Below are 22374 nucleotides of genomic sequence, written 5' to 3' on the forward strand. Positions count from 1 at the left end.
CTGCCCAAGCTGCGATAGGGCGCGCTTCAATCCCTTGAACCAGTATAGGTCCCTTTCATGACCCTCTTCAGCCGCTTTTCCGATCATATCGGCGCCGCGCTCGATGCGCTTGCCGCCAGAAATGCCCTGCCGGCGGGGCTCGAGAGGAGCGCGATCAGCGTCGAGCCCCCGCGCGATCCCGCGCACGGCGATGTTGCAACGAACGCCGCGATGGTGCTCGCCAAGCCCGCAGGCATGAACCCGCGCGCGCTCGCCGAACTGCTCGCCGCCGAGCTCGGCGGGCTCGGCGAGGTCACCGAGGCGAGCGTTGCGGGGCCAGGCTTCATCAACTTGCGCCTCGCCGATGACAGCTGGCGCGAAGAGCTTGCGCTGATTCACGAAAAGGGCGCGGATTATGGCCGTTCGGCGATGGGCGAAGGCCGCCGGGTCAATATCGAATATGTCTCTGCCAACCCCACCGGACCGATGCACGTCGGCCATTGCCGCGGCGCCGTGGTCGGAGATGCGCTTGCCGCTTTGCTCGAATTTGCCGGGCACAAGGTGATCCGCGAATATTATGTCAATGATGCAGGCGCGCAGGTCGATGTTCTCGCGCGCTCGGTTCACATGCGCTACCGCGAGGCCCTCGGCGAGGATATCGGCGTCATCCCTGAAGGCCTTTATCCCGGCGACTATCTGAAGCCGGTCGCGCAAAGCCTCGCGGCCGAATATGGCGAGCGTTTCGTCGGTGCGCCTGAAAGCGCCTGGCTCGGCCTGTTCCGCGCCGAGGCGGTCAGCGCGATGATGGACATGATCCGCGGCGATCTTGCGAAGCTTGGCATCCATCACGATCTTTTCTCGTCGGAAGCTGAACTGCAGGCGGAGGGAAAGCCGGCGGCGGCCGAGGCGTGGCTGCGCGAGCAGGGGCTCGTCTATGACGGCTTGCTCGAAGCGCCCAAAGGCGAGACGCCTGAAGATTGGGAACCGGTCGAACTGCCGCTTTTCCGCTCGACCCAATTTGGCGACGATCAGGACCGGCCGATCAGGAAATCGGACGGTAGCTGGACCTATTTCGGCGCCGACCTTGCCTACCATTATCAAAAGGCCCAGAGCGCCGACGAGCTGATCGACATCTGGGGCGCCGACCACGCAGGCACCGTCAAGCGGATCAAGGCGGCAGTCGCCGCGCTGACCGGCGGAAAGACGCGTTTCGACGTCAAGCTCGTCCAAATGGTGCGCCTTCTCAAGAATGGCGAACCGTTCAAGATGTCGAAGCGGGCCGGCAATTTCGTGACGCTCGCCGACATTGTCGATGAAGTCGGCAAGGATGCGGTGCGCTTCACCATGCTGACGCGCAAGGCCGATGCCCAGATGGATTTCGACTTTGCCAAGGTCGTCGAGGCGTCGCGCGACAATCCGGTCTTCTATGTCCAATACGCCCATGCGCGGATCGCTTCCTTGAAGCGGAAGCTGGCCGAGGCAGGCATCGCGGCCGCTTCACCCGACGTGGCGCGCCTCGATGCCTATGAACTGGGCCTCGTGAAGCTTCTCGCGCAATTTCCCCGCATCGTCGAGGCAGCCGCATCGGCGCGCGAGCCGCACCGCATCGCCTTCTATCTCGGCGACGTGGCGGCTGCCTTTCATGCCTGGTGGAACATGGGCAACGATCGCCCCGAGGCGCGCGTGATTTTGCCTGCTGATCCCGGCCTGACGGCGACGCGGCTTTATTTGGCCGATGGAATCGGGCAGGTTATCCGCAATGGGTTGCACCTGATGGGGGTCGACGCGCTCGAGGAGATGGCTTGATGGGCGATAACGGGGATGGGGGGCTGGGATTGGAGGCCGAGGATCGGCTGCCCTGGCTGGAGGCGGCGGACGATTATGACGACGATCCGGAGGTTTCGCCGACCCGCCTGCTTGTCATGGTCCTGGGCGGCCTCCTCCTGATCGGTGCCGTGCTCGGGGGGCTCTGGTGGCTCCAGAACGGCGGGGCACGCGGCCATGGCGAACTGATCGCAGCGCAGCCGGGCGACTATAAGGTCGTGCCGAGCAACGATGCCTCGCGGACCTTCGAGGGCGAAGGGGATGCAAGCTTCGCCGCGAGCGAGGGCGTGGAGCCCGCGGGGCGGGTGGATCCGAGCCGGATGCCCGAGGAACCTGCGGTGACGCCCGCCGAACGCGAGGCGGCGGCGAAAGCTGCCGCGGCGAAACAGGCCGCTGACAAGGCCGCGGCGAAAGCCGAGCCGGCGCGTGCTGCCGCGGCGGGCAGCGGCGGGGCGGCCCCCACCGCAAGGTCGGTGAAAACCGCCGTCGACAGCGCGGCGAGCGCACCGGCCGAAGCCGGAGGCGCCCTTGTTCAGCTCGGCGCGTTCCGGAGCGAGGCGGCGGCGAACAAGGCCTGGGCGAACCTTTCGAAGCGCTTTGCCTATCTTGCCGAACTCAACCGCTTTGTATCGGCGGCGGATGTGGGCGGCAGCAAGGTCTATCGCCTTCGCGTCGCGGCAGGGACGGCTGCCAACGCCAAGACTTTATGCGGTAAACTACGGGTAGCAGGGGAGAATTGCGATATCGTCCGCTGATTCGGCCCGTTTCGCCGCAACCGACGTTGGTTCGTATCCGCCGCTATGGCATGATGCGTCCCTTGGTTGCCGCGTGAGGGGGCGCCAGCCTATGGAGGTTGACGCATGATACCCGCAATTTTCGGCCTTTCGGGCCTGACGCTGAGCGACGATGAGCGCGCCTTCTTTCGCGATAGCGGGCCCGCCGGTTATATCCTCTTTGGCCGCAACATCGAGAATCGCGAGCAGCTCAGGCGCCTTACCGACGATCTGCGTTCGCTCGATGGCCGCACCCATTTGCCGATCCTGATCGACCAGGAGGGCGGACGCGTGGCGCGGATGAAATCGCCCGAATGGCCCGATTTTCCAAGTGGCGCGGCTTTTGATGCCCTCTATGAGCGGGCACCGGCGAGCGCCATCGAGGCGGCGCGGCTCAACGCCATGGCGCTTGCCTCCATGCTCGCCGAGGTCGGAATTACCGTCGATTGCCTGCCGCTGCTCGATGTTCGCCAGCCAGGCGCGAGCGATATCATCGGCGACCGGGCGCTCGGAAGCGAGCCGATGCGCGTCGCAGCGCTCGGGCGCGCGATCCTCTCCGGGCTCCAGGACGGCGGCGTCGTTGGCATCGTCAAGCATATTCCGGGCCACGGCCGCGCTCTGCTCGACTCGCACGAGGAATTGCCTGTCGTCACGGCGAGCGACCACGATCTGCAGACCGACCTTGCTCCCTTTGCAGCGCTGCGCGACGCGGCGATGGCGATGACCTGTCATGTCGTGTTCAGCGCGTGGGACCCGGATCGCCCCGCCACCTTGTCGCCGCTGATCATCGACAGCGTCATCCGTCAGCGCATTGGCTTTCACGGCCTGCTGATGACGGACGATCTCGACATGAAGGCGCTGTCGGGCGATGTCCCCTCGCGCGCAGCCGCGGCGATTGCGGCGGGCTGCGACATCGCGCTCAATTGCTGGGGGAAGATGGACGACATGATCGGAATCGCGAACGCGCTCGACCCGATCAGCGAGAAAGCGCTCTCGCGCCTGGAAGGCGCGATGGACCGGATCGCGGGCGTGCGCGATCCCCGGAAGTTTGCGATGCTCGTTGACCAGCGCGATGCGCTGCTCGCGATCGCCTGAGGCGCCGGTGGAGGAGTTGCCACTCGATTTCGAGCTGGCTCCCCAAGCCGCGGAGCGCGAGGATGCGCTGCAACTCAGCCTCGAAAGCTGGGAGGGGCCGCTCGACCTGCTGCTGGCCCTCGCGCGAAGCCAGAAGGTCGATCTGCGGCAGATATCGATCCTCGCGCTGGTCGAACAATATCTTGCCTTCATTACGGAAATGCGGGCTCTAAAGCTCGAAGTCGCGGCCGATTATCTCGTGATGGCCGCCTGGCTTGCCTATCTCAAATCGGCCTTGCTGCTGCCCAAGGATCCGGCCGAGGACCCCTCGCCCGACGAACTTGCGCTGCGGCTCCAGCTTCGCCTCCAGCGGCTTGCCGCGATGCGCGAGGCTGCGGCGCGCCTTCTTGCGCGCGACCGGGTCGGCCGCGATGTCTTCCTGCGATCAAAGCCTGAGGGGCTGCGCGATGTCAGGGTTCGGCGATGGGACGCCACTCTTTACGACCTGCTTGCAGCCTATGGGCAGGTCAAGCTGCGCACCGAGCCCGTTGTCCATATGGTCGCAAGGCGCCCCGTGGTCACGCTCGATGCGGCCCTTCATCACCTCGAGCGCATGATCGGGATCAAGCTCGACTGGGCCGAACTGTCCGACTTTCTTCCGCCCGGTTATGTGGGGCCGCTACGCCGCTCGGCGATTGCATCGAGTTTTCTTGCAGCGCTCGAACTTGCGCGGCAGGGTCGGATCGACTTGAAGCAGGACGGCGCGTTCGAGCCGCTTTATCTGAAGGCTGCATCGGCATGACCCCCATCGACGATCGCGAGCGGGCCCTTGAGGCCATGATTTTCGTCAGCGACCAACCCCTCGACCCGCGGCGGCTTGCGGCCCGCCTCGGTGACGAGGTGACGGCAGGCGAGGTGCGCGCGATCGTCCAGAAGATCGCTGCGCGCCATGCGGGAAGCGGCATCGAACTGGTTGAACGCGGCGGGCACTGGCACTTCCAGACGCCTGCTGACCTTGCGCATCTCCTCCGCCGTGAGCGCGACGATCCGCGCAAGCTCTCGCGCGCAGCGTCAGAGGTTCTTGCCATCATCGCCTACCATGAGCCCGTCAGCCGCGCCGAGATCGAGGCGATTCGCGGCGTTCAGACCTCGAAAGGCACGCTCGACGTGCTGATGGAGGCCGAATGGGTCGCGCCCGCGGGTCGGCGCGAGGTGCCTGGCCGTCCGCTGATCTATCGGACGACCGACGCGTTTCTACAGCATTTCGGACTTGGCAGCCGCAAGGATCTGCCGGGTATCGATGATTTGCGCGCCGCAGGCCTCCTTGACCCCGTCGACCTTGCGTATGAAGAGGCGATGGGCGAGCTGGATCTGGTCAAGGACGGCGAAGAGGCCTAGGATTTTTTGATGTCGCCACGTGCAATGCGCGCCGGTCCCCCCTATATGGTCGGCGCAAGGAGATTTTGAGATGGGTGGTTTGAGCATCTGGCACTGGCTGGTTTTCGGCGTCATCGTGCTGCTCTTGTTCGGCAAGGGGCGCTTCTCCGACATGATGGGCGACGTTGCCAAGGGCATCAAAAGTTTCAAGAAGGGCATGGCGGACGACGACACGCCGCCGCCGGCGCCGCGCCACATCGAAGGGCAGCGCACACCGGACCCGTCGGTCACTCCCGCTCCGACCGCGGAAACCGAAAACCGCTGATTTTCGTCCGTCTGCGGGAATTGGGCTGGTAAATGTTCGACGTTGCGCCCACCGAGCTACTGCTCGTCATTGTCGTCGCCCTGGTTGTCATAGGCCCCAAGGACCTTCCCAAGGCGATGCGGTTCGTCGGCAAATGGGTAGGCAAGGCGCGCGGAATGGCGCGCCATTTTCGTGCCGGCCTCGACACGATGATGCGCGAGGCCGAGCTTGAGGAACTGGAAAAGCAGTGGCGCGCACAGAATGAGGCGATCATGCGCGAGTTCCCGCGTGTCGATGCCGAGCCGACCCCGCCGGCCATTCCTGCACCGGCCGGCGAGACCGCTCAAGACGAGGATGCGGCCGCCGCGGCCGCATCGCCCGAGCAAGATGAGACCCATGCCATGCCGCCGAGGGACGGACCCCTGCCATGACGGCCCAAACACCGCTGGCGGATGATGAGGATGACGGCGCCGGCGGCAAGATGCCGCTCCTCGACCATTTGATCGAGCTGCGCTCGCGCCTTTTGAAGTCACTGCTCGCCATTGCCGTCGCCTTTGGGGCATGCCTTTATTTCGCGCGGCCGATTTTCGGCATTCTTGTCCAGCCGCTCGTGCAGGCAGGTCAGGGAAAGCTCATCTACACCCAGTTGTTCGAGGCCTTTTTTGTCGAGATCAAGGTCGCGCTGTTCGCAGCGATGATGATCGCCTTTCCGGTGATCGCCAACCAGCTCTGGAAATTCGTGGCGCCGGGCCTTTATCGCCAGGAAAAGAAGGCGCTCCTGCCTTTTCTCTTTGCAACCCCTGTGCTCTTCGCGATCGGCGCCAGCTTTGCCTATTTCGTGACCGTGCCCTTGGCGCTCAAATTCCTGCTTGGATATCAAGGCAACGTCGGCGGGGTGACGCAGGAGGCGCTGCCCTCGGTCGGCAATTACCTCAGCTTCATCATGCAGTTCATCATGGCGTTCGGCATCGCGTTCCTCCTGCCGATCCTCCTGATGCTGATCGAGCGGTCGGGACTGGTCACGCGCGAGCAGCTCGTATCGGCGCGGCGCTACATGATCGTCGCCGCCTTCGGGATCGCCGCAGTCGCAACGCCGCCCGATGTGCTCAGCCAGTTCCTGCTCGCGGTCCCGCTGATCCTGCTGTACGAACTGTCGCTCTTTGCCATCTGGTTCACGCAGCGACGGCGGAACAAAACAGGCGCCGAAGCGGCGCCTGAGCCCCTCGAAGAGGGTTAGGGTAAGCGACGCTGGGGCTCTTAGTTGATCGCGTCTGAGCCGGCCTGGCCAACCGATTCGATATCGCGGCCGACGCCCTTCACCGTATTGCAGCCAGCGACCAGAAAGCTGGCGAGCAGGGTGAGAAGGATAATACGGACGTTCGTCATTCGATCACCTCTTGCGGGCTTCAATGGGCAAAATGGCCCGGCACGCGTTCGAGGGGGGGGGAGGGAATGCGGGCCGGGCCAATGTTGCTGAGCAGCGCTGCGGGGGGGCGATGACCGCTGCTCGAAAAGGAAACGAGCCTGATGGCGGATAAGTTCCCAAAAAAATGCGCCCCGCCCCACTTTTTTTCGCATTTCGTTTGAATCGCTTGGATTTCAAAAGTTTGCGATCAAAGCGCGGTAAGGCCGCTCGCCACTGCGAGCCCCAGAAAGGCGAGAAAGCCCATGGAATCGGTCGTCATGGTGACGAAGATAGAACTCGCAACCGCCGGATCCTGATCGAGCCTGTCGAGGAGCAGGGGTATGGCGACGCCCGCCACCCCGGCGACGAAAATATTCACGATCATGGCGGCTGCGATCACGCCGCCAAGGCCGGGGTTGGAGAACCAGAGGGCGGTCGCGCTTCCCGCGATCAGCGCGATCGTTCCGCCGTTGAGCAGCGCGATCTTCATCTCGCGCCAGACGGCGCGCCAGCTGTTCGAGTCGGTGAGCTGGTTCATCGCGAGCGCCCGAACCGTCACCGCAAGCGTCTGCGTTCCCGCATTGCCGCCGACGCCTGCGACAATCGGCATGAGCGCCGCGAGCGCCACCATATGCTCGATCGCGCCGCCGAACAGGCCGACAATCGTCGAGGCGACGAGCGCGGTGCCGAGATTGGCAATCAGCCAGCGCACCCGCGCGGCATAGGTTTGGCGGATCGGCTCATTGATGTCGCCGTCGCCGGCGCCGGACAGGCGCAAAATATCTTCGCCCGCTTCTTCCTGAATGATGTGGACGATGTCGTCGACGGTGATCATGCCGACGAGCCTACCTGCCTTGTCGACGACCGCGGCCGAGATCAGGGCATATTTCTGGAAGCGAAGCGCGACCTCTTCCTGGTCCATGTCGACCGGGATCAGCGTCTGCTCGCGCTTCATCACGTCGCTGATCGCTATGTCGCGCGGGGTGCGCAGGATCCAGCTGAGCTGGCACGTTCCCACCGGGCGGTGCATCGGGTCGACGACAAAGATTTCCCAAAAATCGCTCGTGAGCTCAGTGTCTTCACGCAACCGGTCGATGACGTCGCCGACGCGGACATGCTCGGGCACTGCCACAAGGTCGCGCTGCATCAGGCGGCCGGCTGATTCCTCGGGGAAGGAGAGCGCATCCTCGATCGCGGCGCGGTCCTCGGGCTCCATCGCCTGAAGGACGGCTTGCTGCTCATCCTCCTCCATGTCCTCGATGATTGCGACCGCGTCGTCGGTGTCGAGTTCGGAGGCGATTTCCGCCACCTGTTCGGGCGCGAGCAGGTCGATCAGCCGCTCGCGCACATGCTCGTTCATTTCGGCGAGCACGTCCGGGGAGAGCATGTCGCCAAGGACCGAGGCGAGCAGCGGCCGGTCCTCGTCGGACACCAGCTCAAAAAGGTCGGCGATATCGGCGGGGTGGAGGCGGCCGATACGCTCGCGCGCCGCTTCATGTTCGCCAGCTTCGGCGAGCGCGAGCACGTCGCTCACGAATTCGGGCTTCAGCCGATCATCCTCGTCGAGCTCGGTCTCCTGACTTGCACCTTCGCCGCCGCGGTCGCGGTCATCGGTCGGCATATCGTCTTGGGGGTGCAGGGAATCTTCGCGTTCTTCCATCGCGCGGCCCTCCCTGTCATGATCGGCCGAAACAGCCTCGTGAACCGAATTTCCCCCTAGTCCCGCAGGGCAGGCTTGGCAACGCCGGCCAAGGCAGCGCGGGCAATTAATGGGTGGCTTTGCCGGCTGCGCCCGCTATGGCACCGCCCATCCAATCCATGAGGAGCCCTCCATGTCCGACCAGACCCTTACCCTGTCGCTGTCGACCGGCGACGTCGTCATCCGCCTGCGCCCCGATCTTGCGCCCAAGCATGTCGAGCGGATCAGCCAGCTCGCCAGCGAAGGCTTCTACGATGGCGTTGTCTTTCACCGCGTCATCCCCGGCTTCATGGCGCAGGGCGGTGATCCGACGGGGACTGGCATGGGCGGCAGCCCGCTTCCCGACCTTCCGGCAGAATTCAACAGCGAACCGCACGTGCGCGGCATCTGTTCGATGGCGCGCGCGCAGAACCCCAACAGCGCGAACAGCCAATTCTTCATCTGCTTCGAGGATGCCCGCTTCCTCGACAACCAGTACACCGTCTGGGGCGAAGTGATCGAAGGCATGGAGAATGTCGACGCGCTGCCCAAGGGCGAGCCGCCGCGCGAGCCCGGCAAGATCATCAAGGCGGCGGTTTCCTGATAATCGCTCTTGGCCCCTCTCCATGCCCCAAGGCATGGGGAGGGCCAATGCGGGGCATCCCCGAAGGCAACCTGGACGCTTCGCATCCTGCGGCTTCACGCCGCGGACGGCCGCCGTCCCCGCAGCATCAGGAGGGGGAGGCCTTGCTCGTCACTCTCCCAGAAAGCCGTTCAGTCGCTCGCAGGCGGCGATCCAGTCTTCCTTGAATGCCTGGACGACCTGGCCGGCGCTCATCGCTTCGTTCATCAGCCCGACCCCCTGGCCGACCCAATAGGTTGCGAGCGCCTTTGCGCCTTCGTGGCCGCCTTCTGACAATTTATCGACCTTGCGCAGCGCAGGTTCGCTCACCAAGGACTGGAGCGGCATCGGAAGCGGCCTCGGTGCGCCTTCGGCCTCCCACGCATCGGTCCATGGCGAGCGCAACTGGCGCGAGGGCTTGCCGGTGCGGCTCTTCGAGCGCACGGTATCGCGCGCTGAAGCTGCGAGCATCTTTTCCTTCACGACGGGATTGGTTTCGGCCTCGGCGGTGGTCAGCCACACCGACCCGCACCAAGCGCCGTGAGCACCCATCGCCATCGCCGCCGCCATCTGGCGTCCGGTGGCAATGCCGCCCGCGGCGAGAATGGGAGTCGTATCGCCGATCGCATCGAGCGCTGCTGCAACCTCGGGCACGAGCACCATCGTCGCGACTTCGCCGCAGTGCCCGCCGGCTTCTCCGCCTGCGACGACGAGAATGTCGACCCCCGCGCGCACCTGCGCGAGCGCATGGTCGCGCGTGCCGACAAGCGCCGCGACAGGAACGTCATGCGTCTTTCCAAGATCGAGCATCAGCTGGGGCGGGACGCCGAGGGCATTGGCGATGAGCCTGATCGGATGGCGGAATGCAACCTCGAGCAGCCTTGCTGCACCTTCGTCGTGCATATTGTCCCCGAAGCTCTGCCGCTCGCTCATCGCATGGTCGAGCCCCGCGGCGTCGACATCGAACTGGCCGAGAATTTGAGCCGCAAACTGCCGGTGCGTCTCGGGGACCTGCGGTGCGGTGGCGGCCGGCGCTTCGCCCTTGCCGGAGAAGCTGTTGGGAACAATGAGGTCGACGCCGTAGGGACGGCCGGCGATATGCGCGTCGATCCAGGCCAGTTCCTCTTCGAGCCGTTCAGGCGACAGGGCGGCGGCGCCGAAAACGCCCATGCCGCCGGCTTTCGACACGGCGACGACGACGTCGCGACAGTGCGAGAAAGCAAGAAGGGGGAATTCGATGCCGAGCAGGGTCGAGATGGGGGATTGCATGGTGTCGCTCCGAAGGCGGCAAGGATGCCGCGTCGCCCTATGTCAGCGCCAGTTGACGTAAACGTCAAGTTGATTTGCGGACCCCAAGCTTTATCGCGGGAGGCCTATGACCGAATTTTCGCTCCCTGGCTTCGACCTCGACGCCTTCGTCCGCGCCACGCTTGCCGAAGATCTCGGCAGCGGCGGCGATATCACGTCCCTCGCGACGATTCCCGCCGAGGCGCGCTTTGAAGGGGTGATGGGCAGCCGCGACGCGATCGCTGTCGCGGGGTTGCCCATCGCGGTGCGCTTCTTCCGCGCGCTTGCGCCCGACATGGACATTGAGGTGCTGGTCGAGGAGGGCGCGCCCGTTGCCCCCGGCACCGATCTTGTCCGCCTGTCGGGCAACGCCCGCGCAATGCTGACCGCCGAGCGCTCGGCGCTCAACACCGTGCAGCACCTGTCGGGCATCGCGACGCTGACGCGCACCTATGTCGACGCGATCGCCGGGACCGGCGCGACGCTGCTCGACACGCGCAAGACGATTCCCGGCCTTCGTGCGCTCGAAAAATATGCAACCCGAATGGGCGGCGCGACCAATCACCGCATGGGGCTCTGGGACGCCGCGATGATCAAGGACAATCACGTCGCGGTAGCGGGATCGGTCGAGGAAGCCGTACGCCGGGCAGTGGACGCCGGAATCGAGACCATCATCGTCGAAGTCGACCGCCTCGACCAGGTCGCGCCCGCGCTTGGCGCCGGCGCGACGCACCTGCTGCTCGACAATATGGATCTTGCGGCCATGCGCGAATCGGTTGCGATCGTCGCCGGACGCGTTCCCACCGAAGCCTCGGGCGGGGTGCGGCTCGACACCATTCGCGCGATCGCCGAAACCGGGGTGACCTATGTGTCGGTGGGGCGGCTTACCCAATCGGCGCCCGCCGCCGACATCGGGCTCGATTTTGCGCTGGCCTAGCGCCGTCCGCCACCGAATTGCCGCGCGTTTCCCATTGGGCGGTTTCGGCTTGACGCGCGAGGGAAGAGTGCGGCTTCCCAAATCCCGGCGCGAGCCGAAGATCGGGGTCTTTTCAGCGGCCCTGGCCTTGATGCTGGCACCGACGCATGCCGAGGCGCAGGCGTTCGCCTGCACGGCGCCGGGCCGTATCCCGGTTCCGCACCCCGAAACGCCGCCGCGCGGCGAGCCGGCGCGAAACCCCAGGATCGCGGGCTATCTTTTGGCCATGAGCTGGTCGCCGCAGCGCTGCGCGAGCGCCGCCAATCCGAGGAAGGCGGCCGATCGCTTCCAATGTTCAGGGGAGAATGGGCGCTTCGGCTTTGTTCTTCACGGTCTATGGCCCGAGGCGGAGGGGCCCGCCTATCCGCAATGGTGCCGTCCGGCTAAGATCGTGCCTACGAGCGTCCTGCGCCGTCACATGTGCATGACGCCTTCGGCGCAGCTGTTGCAGCACGAATGGGCAAAGCATGGCACCTGCATGAGCCCCAATCCTGCCGCCTATTTCCGCGCCGCCGGGATCCTGTTCGGCGCGGTGCGCTTTCCCGACATGAAAGGTCTCGCAGCGCGCCCGCAGACCGCAGACTCGGTCCGCGCCGCCTTTGCGAGCGTTAACCCGGGGGTAAGGGCGTCGATGATCGCGGTCGCAACCGACCGCAAGGGCTGGCTCACCGAAGTGCGCATATGTCTTGGCCCCCGGATGCGGCCGCAGCGCTGCAAGCCGTTCCAGGCGGGCGCCGGTGACCGGGCTGCCGTGCGGATCGTCCCTCCGCCGCGTTAGCCGAAGGCCCGCGACACGTCCCGGGACGGGACGCATGCCGCCTTAACGCGTTTTTAACCTTACCGGATCGTTAAGATCTTCCTAGCTTCGGGGTATGGACCGACTCGACCCCGATCTTCGCATCGATATTCGCGGCCGCGTGCGCGACCATGGCGCACGGCAGCTGGCCATCGCGCGGCTCCGCGCTCCGTCGGACTGGGAAGGCTCGCTGCGCCGGGCGATCGCGGCCGAACGCAGCGCGCGGCCCCTGCTCATGAGCAGCCGCGACGTGCGGCTTTTCCTCGAGAGTTTCGCCCTGTTCTTTACCGCGACGATCATGTTTCTTCTTTAGAAAAGCAGGACATCTTCCGCTGATTGAGCGATAGATGAAGCCGCGTCCGAGCGGATCCCGACCCGGAGCGGCTTGGGCAGGCGGCGCGAAACGAGATCGAGCGATGCGCGATGAGGCCGCTGCGCAGGAACAAGGTGTAAAGTTAACCGACACTTCACCCCTCGCCACTAGGATCGGCCGCCGGAAAGGGCGCGCCATCCTTCATGTTCAGGCTGTTCAAACATTATGTGCCTCACGCGGTCGTCTGGCTCGCGCTGTTCGAGTTCGCCGCGCTGCTCGTCTCGGCGGAGGCGGCGTGGCAAATCTATGCGCATCAGATGGGGTTCGACCCCGGGCCGCTTCCAGGGCGCTGGGTGCCGATCATCACCTTTGCGCTTGCCAACGCACTCGCGATGATAGCGGTCGGTATGTACGGAACCGAGGCGCTCCGTGCGATGGGCTTTGCCACCGCGCGCCTGCTCGTTGCGATCTCGCTCGGCGTCATTTTCCTGTCGGTCCTGCGCTTTCTGCTGCCCGATGCGACGCTGTGGCGCGCCAACAGCCTCTACGCGATGCTGCTTGCGATCGGAGCACTCCTGCTCGCCAGACTCGCGCTGACGCAGAGCGCGGGCGCTGACGCCTTTCGCCGCCGCATCCTCGTGCTCGGCGCCGGACCGCGCGCAGCGCGGCTCAAGGTGCTTGCCGATGCACCGGGAAGCGGGCTCAGCATCGTCGGTTTCGTCGCGATGCGGCCGAGCGAGACGGCGGTGCCGGGAGCGCTGCCCCGCGCATCGGTGCCGAGCCTTGCCGATCATGCCGTTGCGCTCGGCGCCGGCGAGGTCGTGCTCGCGATAGAGGAGCGGCGCGGAGCGCTCCCGCTTGACGATCTTTTGCGGGTCAAGACGACCGGGGTGCACGTCAACGATATGGCGAGTTTTCTCGAGCGTGAGACGGGGCGGGTCGACCTGGCCACCACAAACCCCAGCTTTCTTATATTTTCCGACGGCTTTTCAGCAGGACAGCGCATCGCCAAGGTCAGCAAGCGATTGTTCGACATCGTCGCGAGCCTTGCGGTTCTCTTGATCGGCCTCCCGCTGATCCTGATCGCGGGGATTGCGGTGAAGCTCGATAGCAAGGGACCGATATTCTATCGCCAGCCCCGGGTCGGGCTGTTCGGCCAGACCTACAATATCGTCAAGATCCGCTCGATGCGGACCGATGCCGAGGCCGCAGGGCAAGCGGTCTGGGCGAGCGAGAATGACCCGCGCGTCACCCGTGTCGGACATATCATCCGCAAGCTTCGCATTGACGAGCTGCCGCAGACCTGGTGCGTCCTTAAGGGCGAGATGAGCTTTGTCGGGCCGCGTCCCGAACGGCCGAGCTTCGTTGAGGAACTGACGCGCGCGCTCCCCTATTATGCCGAGCGCCATATGGTGAAGCCTGGCCTCACCGGCTGGGCTCAGATCAATTATCCCTATGGCGCGTCGGTCGAGGATGCACGGGTCAAGCTCGAATATGATCTTTATTATGCGAAAAATTATTCGCCCTTTCTCGACCTCTTGATCCTGCTTCAGACGGTGCGCGTTGTTCTTTGGCCGGATGGGGCGCGCTAGGCGTGTCCCAGCTTCTTGCCCTTTCGGGACTCCTTGCGACGCTCGCCCTGGCGGGCTTTGCCGGGGTGACCTTGTGGCTGCTCAGCCGGCCGCGCGCGCGCATGGCGGCACTGATGCCGGCACCCCATTGGCTGATCGCGGCGGCCGGGGGGAGCGCGATCTGGTGTCTTGGCGTCGAGGCGTTCGGGCCAGGGTCCGCGCAGGCGATGCTTGGACGGGCGCTGCGCAATATCACCTGGCTCGGATGGCTTGGCGCGACCTTCTGGAACGCGCGCGCGCCGATGTCGCCGCCGCAGCGGCTGATCCTGTCTTTGCTCATGACCATTTGCGCGGTTGCCGCAATCGGCGGGGGCGCGAGCTTCTTGCGCGCTGTCCCTCAAGCGGGGTGGATGGCGCCCGGGCTCACGATTGCAGCGATGATCACCGCATCGGGCGGCCTTCTCCTCGTCGACAGCGGGGTGCGTCATGGCAGCGCAGGGCTGAGAATGCCCGTGCTCGCGGTCGCGGGCGGCTTTGCGATGCTCTGGGCATATGAACTCAACGTCCAACTGATCGGGGCGCTGACAGCGGCGCCCGCGACGACGCTGATCCTGCTGCTCCCCGCCGCCGCGCTGCTCATCCTGCCGACTTTCATCGTCGCTGCCATGGACATCGGCCGCGAGCGGATGCGGCTGTCGCGCACCGCCGCGACGCGCACGATCCTGCTCCTCGGCGCCGCCGCCTATCTGGTGCTGATCGGACTGACGGGCGCGGTCGCGCGGCTCGTAGGGGGAGATTATGGCGAGCTTGCCCAGGGGCTGTTCCTGCTCTTCGCGCTCGGGGCAGGGGGGCTATTGTTCCTGTCGAGCCGCGCGCGGGCATGGCTCTCGGTGATGATCTCGAAGCATTTTTTCGAGCATCGCTATGATTACCGCGCCGAATGGATGCGCTTCACCGCGACGCTCGGGCAGGCGGCAGAAAGCGAGGACAGCACGAACCTCCATCGCCGCGTTGCCAAGGCTCTCGCCGAGCTAACGGGCAGCCCCGGTGCGCTTCTGATGCTGCCCGACGCGCACGGCGCCTTCCGCGTCGCCGACGATTGGCGCTGGCCGGGCGGCGGGGACGAAGCCGCCGAGTTACCGCTGCGCTGCGCATTCGTTTTTCAGGAGACGCAGCATATCGCAGACCTCGACGCGATACGCCGCGCCGGCGCCGACGCTGTTGACGAGCTGGCGCTTCCGAACTGGCTGATTGAGGATTTGCGCGTCTGGGTCGCGGTTCCGGTTCTTCATTTCGGGCGAATGCTGGCGCTGGTGGTGCTTCACCGGCCGGCCGTGTCGCGCGCGCTCGATTGGGAGGATCTCGACGTGCTGCGCATCGCGGGGCAGCAGGCGGCGAGTTATCTTGCGGAATCGCAGAGCCAGGCGGCGCTTTCGGAGGCGAAGCGCTTCGACGAGTTCAACCGCCGCTTCGCCTTCATCATGCATGACATCAAGAATCTGGCGAGCCAATTGTCGCTGCTCGCGCGCAACGCCGAGCGCCACGCCGACAAGCCAGAGTTCCGCGCCGACATGGTCGAGACACTGAAGCTCTCGGCGGGGCGCCTGACGAGCCTGCTCGCGCGCCTGTCGCCGCGCGAAAGGAGCAAGCCCGCCGAGGCCGCGCGGACCTTTGTCGAACCCGTGCTGAGCGATATTGCCGCGCAGATGCGCCCGCGCGCCCCGCTTGTCCTCGGCTGCGAGCCGGGGCTTGCCGCATGGGCCGACGCGGCGGGACTGCGCCAGATCGTCGAGCAGCTCGCCTCCAATGCGATCGACGCCTCGCCCGAAGGCTCCCCCGTGCAGCTGATCGCCGCGCGCGAGGCGGGGCGGGTGCGGATCGACATTCTCGACCTCGGTGCCGGGATGACCCGCGCCTTCATGAGGGACGAGCTGTTCAAGCCGTTCGTGTCGACGAAGGAGGGCGGATTTGGGCTCGGGGCGTTCGAGGCGCTGCAACTCGCGCAGGCCATGGGCGGGACAATCGACGTCATGAGCGAGCCGGGGAAGGGAAGCCGCTTCACCGTGTGGCTGCCGGCAGCGGGTGAGAATTGCGCGAGCGATGCCGGAAATGAGTGGATGAAGGTGGGATGATGACAAGCGTGGGGACCGAGGCGCGAAAGCTCCTGGTCGTCGAGGACGACCCGGGGCTGCAGACACAGCTCAAATGGGCTTATGAGGATTATGAGGTACTGATCGCGGGCGGCCATGACCGTGCGATCGAACTGCTGCGGGCCGAGGAACCTGCGGTGGTGACCCTCGACCTTGGCCTGCCGCCTGACGCCGACGGCACGCGCGAGGGGTTTCGCGTGCTGAGCGCGATTCTGGAGGCAAAGCCTGACACGAAGGTCATCGTCGTCTCGGGGCAGGGTGAGCGCGCAAGCGCGCTTTGTGCGATCGCCAACGGCGCGTGGGATTTCTATCAGAAGCCGATCGATATCGACGAGCTTGGGCTGATTGTCCGGCGCGCCTTCCATGTCCACGCGCTCGAGGTCGAAAATGCGCGTCTCGCCAACGAGGGCGCAGGGGACAACCGCGTCCTCGGCGCGATGATCAGCGGGGCGCCCGAGATGCTGAAGGTTGCCCGAACGATCGAGCGCGTCGCTGATCTCGGCGTGAGCGTCATGCTGCTTGGCGCGAGCGGGACCGGCAAGGAACTGCTCGCGCGGGGGCTGCACGAGGCAAGCGCGCGGCGCGACGGGGCGTTCGTTGCGATCAACTGCGCCGCGATCCCCGAGACCTTGCTCGAAAGCGAATTGTTCGGGCATGAGAAAGGCGCGTTCACGGGTGCGGTCAAGACGACCGAGGGCAAGATCGAGCTCGCGCACGGTGGCACGCTGTTCCTCGACGAAGTCGGAGACATACCCCTGCCGCTGCAGGTCAAGCTCCTGCGCTTCCTCCAGGAACGGACGATCGAGCGGATCGGCGGCCGCAAGCCGATCGCAGTGGATACGCGCATCGTCTGCGCGACGCACCAAGATCTCGATGCGATGATCGCGCAAGGTAGCTTTCGCGAGGATCTCTACTACCGCCTCGCCGAGATGGTGGTGAAGATCCCCGCGCTCGCAGAGCGGGCGGGGGATGCGGTGCTGCTCGCCCGCCATTTCCTGCACCATTATGCGCCCGAGATGAACCCTGGTGTGCGCGGCTTTGCGTCCGATGCGCTTCAGGCGATCGACGCGGCGCCTTGGCCCGGCAATGTCCGCGAGCTTGAAAACCGCATCAAGCGCGCGGTGATCATGGCGGATGGCAAGTTGGTGACCAAGGATGACCTCGACCTTTCGGGGGGACAAGCGGGCGAAGAGCCCGATTGGCTCAACCTGCGCAGCGCGCGCGAGGCAGCCGACCGCGTTGCGATCCGCCGCGCCATGACACAGAGCGAGGGCAATATCTCGGCGGCTGCGAAGCTGCTCGGGATCAGCCGCCCGACGCTCTATGATCTGCTCAAGCAGTATCGGATGCAGGCCTGAATGGTGCCGCCCCGCGTCTGGATGGGTGCGTTGCTGACGGCAGCGCTGCTGGCCGGGTGCGACGGGCCGCGGCCGATGAGCGGGCGCGAGGCGCTCGAGAAGCGGCGCGCGGAACTGCAGGCATCGCCCGCGTCGGGGCAGTCGGCCGCAGCGCAGGTCGAGCTCGCGCGTATCGCACTGCGCCTTCGCGACGGGGTGGCCGCTGAAGCGGCGGTCAAGGCCGCGCTCGCCGCAGGCGGGCGCGCCGAGCTGCTGCGCCCGCTCCTCGCGCGCGCCTACGCAGCGCAAGGCGATGGCGCGCGCGCGCTCAAGACGCTTGGCAGCGGGCCCGTCGCGCCCGAAATGGCGGGCGAGGCGGCCTGGGTGGCGGGCGTCGTTCACCTTGGAGACGGCAACCTTGGCGCAGCGCGCGAGGCGCTTGACCGCGCCGTTCGAGAATTGCCGCGCGAGGCCGCGCTCTGGGTCGACGTCGCGCGCTTTCGCGATGCCAATGCCGACGCGATAGGCGCGCGCGATGCGGCCGATTATGCAATCGAACTTGACCCCGCGAACGGCGAGGCGCTCGCACTGAAGGCCAATCTGGTGCGCACCCGCGCAGGGCTCACCGCGTCCCTTCCCTGGTACGAAAAGGCGCTCGCCGCCGATCCCGACAATGCCGGGGCGCTGATCGACCAGGCTGCGACGTTCGGCGACCTCGGGCGCTATCGCGACATGCTTGCCTCGCTGCGCCGAGCCGCGCGGATCGTCCCGGGCGATCGCCGCCTCTATTATCTGCAAGCAGTGCTCGCGGCGCGCGCCGGCAACTATCCCCTCGCGCGCAGCCTGCTCCAGCGCACGGGCGGGCAGATGGACGAAGAGCCGGCATTCATGCTGCTGAGTGCCATCGTCGAGCTCGAACTGGGCGGCGAGGCGCTGGCCGCGACCTGGGCCGAGCGCCTGATCGCCGAGCAGCCGCACAACTGGACCGCCCGCCGCATTCTCGCTGCGGCGAGCTGGGCCGACGGCGATGCCGATGGCGCCGTTGAGGCGCTGGCGCCGATTGTCGCGCGGAGCGATGCCGACAGCTGGTCGCTATTGCTTGCAGCGCGAGTGGCCGCCGAACGCGGTGATGGCGAAGCGTCGGCTGGCTATCAGGCGCGCGCGGCGGCGATGACGCGCGGCGATGCGGCCCCTTTCGCAATCGACAACAGCTATGGGCTCGTTTCGATGGCGGCCGATGCCGCGCCGCTCGATCCGGCCAAAGCGATTCCGGCCATCCGTGCCGACATCGCAAGCGGCCGCATGCAAAGTGCTCTCGCGCGCGCGCAAAGGCTGCGCAGCGCCAATCCGGGGGTTGCCGACGCCCATCTTCTGTTTGGAGACGCAGCACGCGCTGCCGGCGAGTATGACCTCGCGGTGGTTGCCTATCGCAGGGCGCGCGACCTCGACGCGGGCGAGCGCACCACGCTGCGGCTTGCCAATGCCCTCTACCAGACCGGCGATGCTGCAGGGTCGGGCGCGGCGATTCTCGCACTGCGCGACAGCCAGCCCTCGAGCGTCGCTGCCGACCGGCTCGCGGGGCATCTTGCAATGGATCTTGAGCATTGGGATCAGGCGATCGCCCATTTCGAGCGGGTGCGCCGCCGGATCGGAAACCGGGACGCGGCGGTGTTGCGCGACCTCGCGCGCGCCTGGGCGGCAAAGGGCGAGACGAAGCGTGCGTTGCCCCTGATCGCGCGCGCCTATCGGCTGCAGCCGCTGAACGGCAAGATCATGGAGATCTACGCCGACCTTCTTGGCGGCGAAGGTCATCGCCAGGCGGCCGTGGATTTGCGCGAAAAGGCAGCGCAGATCGGAAAATAGCGAGAAAGAGCGCTTCCCCTTGCCCTTCGCTCAAGCCTCGGTGAGGTCGAGGAGCGTGCGCGCATCGAGACCGATGCGCCGGATCTGCTGGGCGACGGGCGGCCAGATATTGGTCAAAAAATCCTCGCGCATGAGCTCGCGCAGCCGGTCGGTCGCTCCCGCCGCGACGAACATCCCCACGCCGCGCTTGACCGTCACCAGCCCCTCGTCCTGAAACGTCTGGTATGCCTTGGCGACGGTGAGCGGATTCGCCCCTTCCTCGGCCGCGAGCGAACGCACCGAGGGCAACATGTCGCCGTCGCGGTAGGTTCCCTCGAGAATGGCGTTGGCTATCACGTCGCGAAGACGCTGGTACACGGGTTTGGTCTGGTCGAGCATGCCGACTTAATGCCATAAGACAGCAGCACAGTCAAATCGCGATCATTGCTCCGCGAGGCAGTACTGTGAAATTATATGTCCCAGGCGCTTACGACATCATCATATTCCGGTCGTGGCCGCTCTTTGAGCGGTTCACCCGGCGAGCCCAAAAAGAAATAGCCGACAATCCGCTCGCCTTCGCCAACGCCGAAAGCGGCCGCGACGTCGGGGCTATAGGCCGCCCAGCCTGTAAGCCAGCTCCCGACAAAACCATGCGCATGCGCGGCGTGGAGCAGATTCATGCCGACCGCGCCCGCGGACATCTGCTGCTCCCAGACCGGGATTTTCGCGCCGACCACCGGGGCCGAGATCAGCACGAGCAAAGTCGGCGCCTGGTGCGCGAACTGATCGAGCGCCGTAAGATCCATGCCGGCAGCGCCCGGATTCTCTCCCACCCACGCGCGTTTGAGCAGGGCGGCGAAGGTCTCGCGCTGATCGCCCGCGACCGTGACGATCCGCCACGGCGCAAGCTTGCCGTGATCGGGCGTGCGCAGCGCAAGGCCGATAATGTCCCTGAGCTCGTCGGCACCGGGTCCGGGGGCGATCATCTCGCGTGCTTTTCCCGAGCGGCGGGTGGCGAGGTGGGAGCGGAGCGATGATCTGTCGTTGAACATGGCGGCGCATGTGGGCGCTTTGCGAGCCCTTCGCAAGCGGGTGGGGCCCCCGCCAACCGGTTTCACGCGCAATTAGATTCTTCCATTGCGCAATTTACGCGCTAGGTTGGCCGGATATAGGCGGCGTACGGCCGCAAAAGAAATTGAGCGACAAGAGGACGCATTCGCATGAAAGACATGAGCCTTTGGGACGGGGGAGACTGGACCTTCGTCATCGCGTTGGTGGTATTGGGCGCGTTCCTGACCATCGGCGCGCTGATTGCCGCCGGTCGCAAGCCTGAGTTCGCCGGCCATCCCAAGGGCCTCTACATGCTCTTCTTCGCCGAGATGTGGGAGCGCTTCTCCTACTACGGCATGCGCGCGCTGCTGATCCTCTATCTGACGCAGCACTGGCTGTTTTCCGATGGCAAGTCGAACCTGATCTATGGAGCCTATACCAGCCTCGTCTATATCACGCCGGTGCTCGGCGGCTATCTCGCCGACCGCTATTTGGGACAGCGCAAGGCGGTGCTGTTCGGCGGCGTCCTGCTCGCCTTCGGCCATCTGTTCATGGCCTTCGAGGGCGTGGGCGGTCAGGATGACCCGACGATCAACATATTCTGGCTTGCGCTGGCGCTGATCATCGTCGGGTCCGGATTTTTGAAGGCGAACATCTCGGTTATGGTCGGTCAGCTCTACCGCCTGACCGACATGCGCCGCGATGCCGCCTACACCATCTTCTATATGGGCATCAACTCGGGCGCGGCGATCGGTACCATCCTTGTCGGCTATCTGGGGCAGAAGTTGGGCTGGGCCTATGGCTTCGGGCTTGCGGGCATCGGCATGATTGCCGGGCTCATCGTCTTTGTTCTGGGCAAGCGGGTGCTGCTCGGCGCGGGCGAGGCGCCGGCACCGCTCAGCCGGCAAAAGGAATGGGCGCTCTATGGCACTGGCGTTGCCGCTGTGTTCGTGATGTGGGGCCTCATCCAGTATCAGGACGTGATCCAGAATCTGCTGCTCGTCTCAGGCTCGCTGCTCCTTGTCTATGTCGCCGCGGTCGCGGCGCTGCAGCTGCCTTATGGCAAGATCGCGAAGGCCCCCGGCGACAGCCGCGCCATTCTGATCGCCGGTATGGCCGCTATGCTGTTCCTGCCATTGTCGGACGCGCTCGGGCTTCCGCTGTCGGATGATGGCGCGAGGGTCATCGGCCTGACGATTGCGCAGTTGATCTACATCATCGGCATGGTCGTCGTCCTTGCCGGGCTGGCGATCGAGAAATTCCGCATCGAGCATCATGCGCGCGACCGCATCTATGCCATCCTGTTCCTGATCGGGCTCAATCCGCTGTTCTGGGGTCTGTTCGAACAGGCGGGGGGCAGCTTCAATCTCTATACTGACCGCTATGTTGATATCGGATCGGTTCCAGCATCGCTTTTCCAGTCGATCAACCCGATCTACATCATCCTCTTTGCTCCCGTCTTCGCGACGCTGTGGCAGGTTCTGGGCAAGCGCGGACTTGAACCCTCGGCACCCGCCAAATTCGCCCTGGCGCTCGCGCAGGTCGGTCTCGGCTTTCTCGTGTTCGTCTGGGGCGCGCGAAGTGTCGGGCCCGAGGCGCTCACGCCGGTGATCTTCGTCTTTCTCCTCTATCTGCTCCACACCACGGGCGAGCTTTGCCTCTCGCCGGTCGGTCTCAGCGCCATGAACCGGCTCGCGCCCTCGTTCATGGCTTCCTTGATCATGGGTGCCTGGTTCTACATGACGGCCGTCGGTAATTTCGTCGCGGGCAAGATCGGCGAAGCGACAGGCGGTGAGAGCGGCGAGATGACCAAGGAGGCGACGCTCGCCATCTATAACGAGATCGGCTGGATCACGCTCGGGGTCAGCGTCGTCGTTCTGGCGCTGTCGCCGATCGTGAAGAAGTGGATGCACCTCGACACGCTGCGCGACCGTGAGGAGGATGTCGCTGGATCGAGCGAACTTGCCGAACCGCAGGCGGGCGGCGTCCACCCCGAACCCAAGCCCGCGTCCTGAT

Annotated in this window: 22 protein-coding genes; 17 read left to right on the forward strand and 5 right to left on the reverse strand. The window is 65.4% G+C overall.

Annotated features, from left to right (window positions below; translation table 11 throughout):
- Positions 1-57: 57 nt before the first annotated feature.
- The 8 genes from argS to tatC all read left to right on the forward strand — a co-directional run bounded on the left by argS (position 58) and on the right by tatC (position 6568).
- On the forward strand, positions 58-1785 hold the full coding sequence (gene argS, locus B5X69_RS06940; RefSeq protein ID WP_079637956.1) for an arginine--tRNA ligase: 1728 nt from the start codon (positions 58-60) through the stop codon (positions 1783-1785).
- Complete coding sequence (locus tag B5X69_RS06945; protein ID WP_079637957.1) at positions 1785-2558, forward strand: SPOR domain-containing protein; 774 nt, start codon at positions 1785-1787, stop codon at positions 2556-2558. The genes argS and B5X69_RS06945 overlap by 1 nt, the downstream gene beginning before the upstream one ends.
- A gap of 105 nt (positions 2559-2663) precedes the next feature.
- Entirely contained in the window at positions 2664-3671 is a 1008-nt protein-coding gene (gene nagZ, locus B5X69_RS06950; RefSeq protein ID WP_079637959.1) for a beta-N-acetylhexosaminidase, read from the forward strand.
- Positions 3649-4452 (forward strand): segregation and condensation protein A, encoded by an 804-nt coding sequence (locus B5X69_RS06955; RefSeq protein ID WP_079637961.1) that lies wholly within the window; start codon positions 3649-3651, stop codon positions 4450-4452. The genes nagZ and B5X69_RS06955 overlap by 23 nt, the downstream gene beginning before the upstream one ends.
- Positions 4449-5048, forward strand: coding sequence for an SMC-Scp complex subunit ScpB (gene scpB, locus B5X69_RS06960; protein WP_079637962.1), 600 nt, complete (start codon positions 4449-4451; stop codon positions 5046-5048). The genes B5X69_RS06955 and scpB overlap by 4 nt, the downstream gene beginning before the upstream one ends.
- A 70-nt stretch (positions 5049-5118) precedes the next feature.
- Positions 5119-5352 (forward strand): twin-arginine translocase TatA/TatE family subunit, encoded by a 234-nt coding sequence (locus tag B5X69_RS06965; protein WP_079637964.1) that lies wholly within the window; start codon positions 5119-5121, stop codon positions 5350-5352.
- A gap of 32 nt (positions 5353-5384) precedes the next feature.
- Positions 5385-5762, forward strand: coding sequence for a Sec-independent protein translocase protein TatB (gene tatB, locus B5X69_RS06970; RefSeq protein ID WP_079637966.1), 378 nt, complete (start codon positions 5385-5387; stop codon positions 5760-5762).
- Entirely contained in the window at positions 5759-6568 is an 810-nt protein-coding gene (tatC, locus tag B5X69_RS06975) for a twin-arginine translocase subunit TatC (protein ID WP_079637967.1), read from the forward strand. The genes tatB and tatC overlap by 4 nt, the downstream gene beginning before the upstream one ends.
- A gap of 20 nt (positions 6569-6588) precedes the next feature.
- Here the strand turns inward: tatC and B5X69_RS06980 are convergent, their stop codons facing one another.
- Together B5X69_RS06980 and mgtE are read right to left on the reverse strand one after the other, a co-directional pair.
- Positions 6589-6717, reverse strand: coding sequence for an entericidin A/B family lipoprotein (locus B5X69_RS06980; protein ID WP_079637968.1), 129 nt, complete (start codon positions 6715-6717; stop codon positions 6589-6591).
- A 227-nt stretch (positions 6718-6944) separates the two neighbouring features.
- Positions 6945-8396: a magnesium transporter gene (gene mgtE, locus B5X69_RS06985; protein ID WP_079637969.1), complete on the reverse strand. Its 1452-nt coding sequence runs from the start codon at positions 8394-8396 to the stop codon at positions 6945-6947.
- Between the two features lie 172 nt (positions 8397-8568).
- Here mgtE and B5X69_RS06990 point away from each other — a divergent pair, with 172 nt between their 5' ends.
- The gene (locus B5X69_RS06990) at positions 8569-9018 is read left to right on the forward strand and encodes a peptidylprolyl isomerase (protein WP_079638025.1); all 450 of its coding nucleotides are present in this window, start codon (positions 8569-8571) and stop codon (positions 9016-9018) included.
- 150 nt (positions 9019-9168) lie between these two features.
- Here the strand turns inward: B5X69_RS06990 and B5X69_RS06995 are convergent, their stop codons facing one another.
- Positions 9169-10305 carry an NAD(P)H-dependent flavin oxidoreductase gene (locus tag B5X69_RS06995; RefSeq protein ID WP_079637970.1) on the reverse strand — a complete coding sequence of 379 codons (1137 nt, stop codon included), beginning with the start codon at positions 10303-10305 and terminating at the stop codon, positions 9169-9171.
- Positions 10306-10411: 106 nt separating this feature from the next.
- On the opposite strand from B5X69_RS06995, the gene nadC reads away from it, so the two are divergent.
- The 7 genes from nadC (at position 10412) to B5X69_RS07030 (ending at position 19329) form a co-directional block, all read left to right on the forward strand.
- Positions 10412-11260: a carboxylating nicotinate-nucleotide diphosphorylase gene (nadC, locus tag B5X69_RS07000; RefSeq protein WP_079637971.1), complete on the forward strand. Its 849-nt coding sequence runs from the start codon at positions 10412-10414 to the stop codon at positions 11258-11260.
- A 67-nt stretch (positions 11261-11327) separates the two neighbouring features.
- The gene (locus tag B5X69_RS07005) at positions 11328-12077 is read left to right on the forward strand and encodes a ribonuclease T2 family protein (RefSeq protein WP_245798660.1); all 750 of its coding nucleotides are present in this window, start codon (positions 11328-11330) and stop codon (positions 12075-12077) included.
- A 94-nt stretch (positions 12078-12171) separates the two neighbouring features.
- Entirely contained in the window at positions 12172-12408 is a 237-nt protein-coding gene (locus B5X69_RS07010) for a hypothetical protein (protein ID WP_079637972.1), read from the forward strand.
- A 203-nt stretch (positions 12409-12611) separates the two neighbouring features.
- Positions 12612-14000 carry a TIGR03013 family XrtA/PEP-CTERM system glycosyltransferase gene (locus tag B5X69_RS07015; protein ID WP_079637973.1) on the forward strand — a complete coding sequence of 463 codons (1389 nt, stop codon included), beginning with the start codon at positions 12612-12614 and terminating at the stop codon, positions 13998-14000.
- Positions 14001-14002: 2 nt separating this feature from the next.
- Positions 14003-16111 carry an XrtA/PEP-CTERM system histidine kinase PrsK gene (gene prsK / locus B5X69_RS07020; RefSeq protein ID WP_079638027.1) on the forward strand — a complete coding sequence of 703 codons (2109 nt, stop codon included), beginning with the start codon at positions 14003-14005 and terminating at the stop codon, positions 16109-16111.
- Positions 16111-17487: a PEP-CTERM-box response regulator transcription factor gene (prsR, locus tag B5X69_RS07025; RefSeq protein WP_079638028.1), complete on the forward strand. Its 1377-nt coding sequence runs from the start codon at positions 16111-16113 to the stop codon at positions 17485-17487. Before prsK ends, prsR begins: the two co-directional genes overlap by 1 nt.
- Positions 17488-19329 (forward strand): tetratricopeptide repeat protein, encoded by a 1842-nt coding sequence (locus tag B5X69_RS07030; RefSeq protein WP_079637974.1) that lies wholly within the window; start codon positions 17488-17490, stop codon positions 19327-19329. It begins immediately after the preceding gene.
- Positions 19330-19359: 30 nt separating this feature from the next.
- Here the strand turns inward: B5X69_RS07030 and B5X69_RS07035 are convergent, their stop codons facing one another.
- Both B5X69_RS07035 and B5X69_RS07040 read right to left on the reverse strand, forming a co-directional pair.
- Entirely contained in the window at positions 19360-19707 is a 348-nt protein-coding gene (locus tag B5X69_RS07035) for a GntR family transcriptional regulator (RefSeq protein ID WP_079637975.1), read from the reverse strand.
- Positions 19708-19778: 71 nt separating this feature from the next.
- On the reverse strand, positions 19779-20360 hold the full coding sequence (locus B5X69_RS07040) for a nitroreductase family protein (protein ID WP_079637976.1): 582 nt from the start codon (positions 20358-20360) through the stop codon (positions 19779-19781).
- A gap of 168 nt (positions 20361-20528) precedes the next feature.
- On the opposite strand from B5X69_RS07040, the gene B5X69_RS07045 reads away from it, so the two are divergent.
- Complete coding sequence (locus B5X69_RS07045) at positions 20529-22373, forward strand: peptide MFS transporter (RefSeq protein ID WP_079637977.1); 1845 nt, start codon at positions 20529-20531, stop codon at positions 22371-22373.
- The last annotated feature ends 1 nt before the right edge of the window (position 22374 follow it).

The organism is Sphingopyxis flava (assembly GCF_900168005.1).
GTDB classification, from domain to species: domain Bacteria; phylum Pseudomonadota; class Alphaproteobacteria; order Sphingomonadales; family Sphingomonadaceae; genus Sphingopyxis; species Sphingopyxis flava.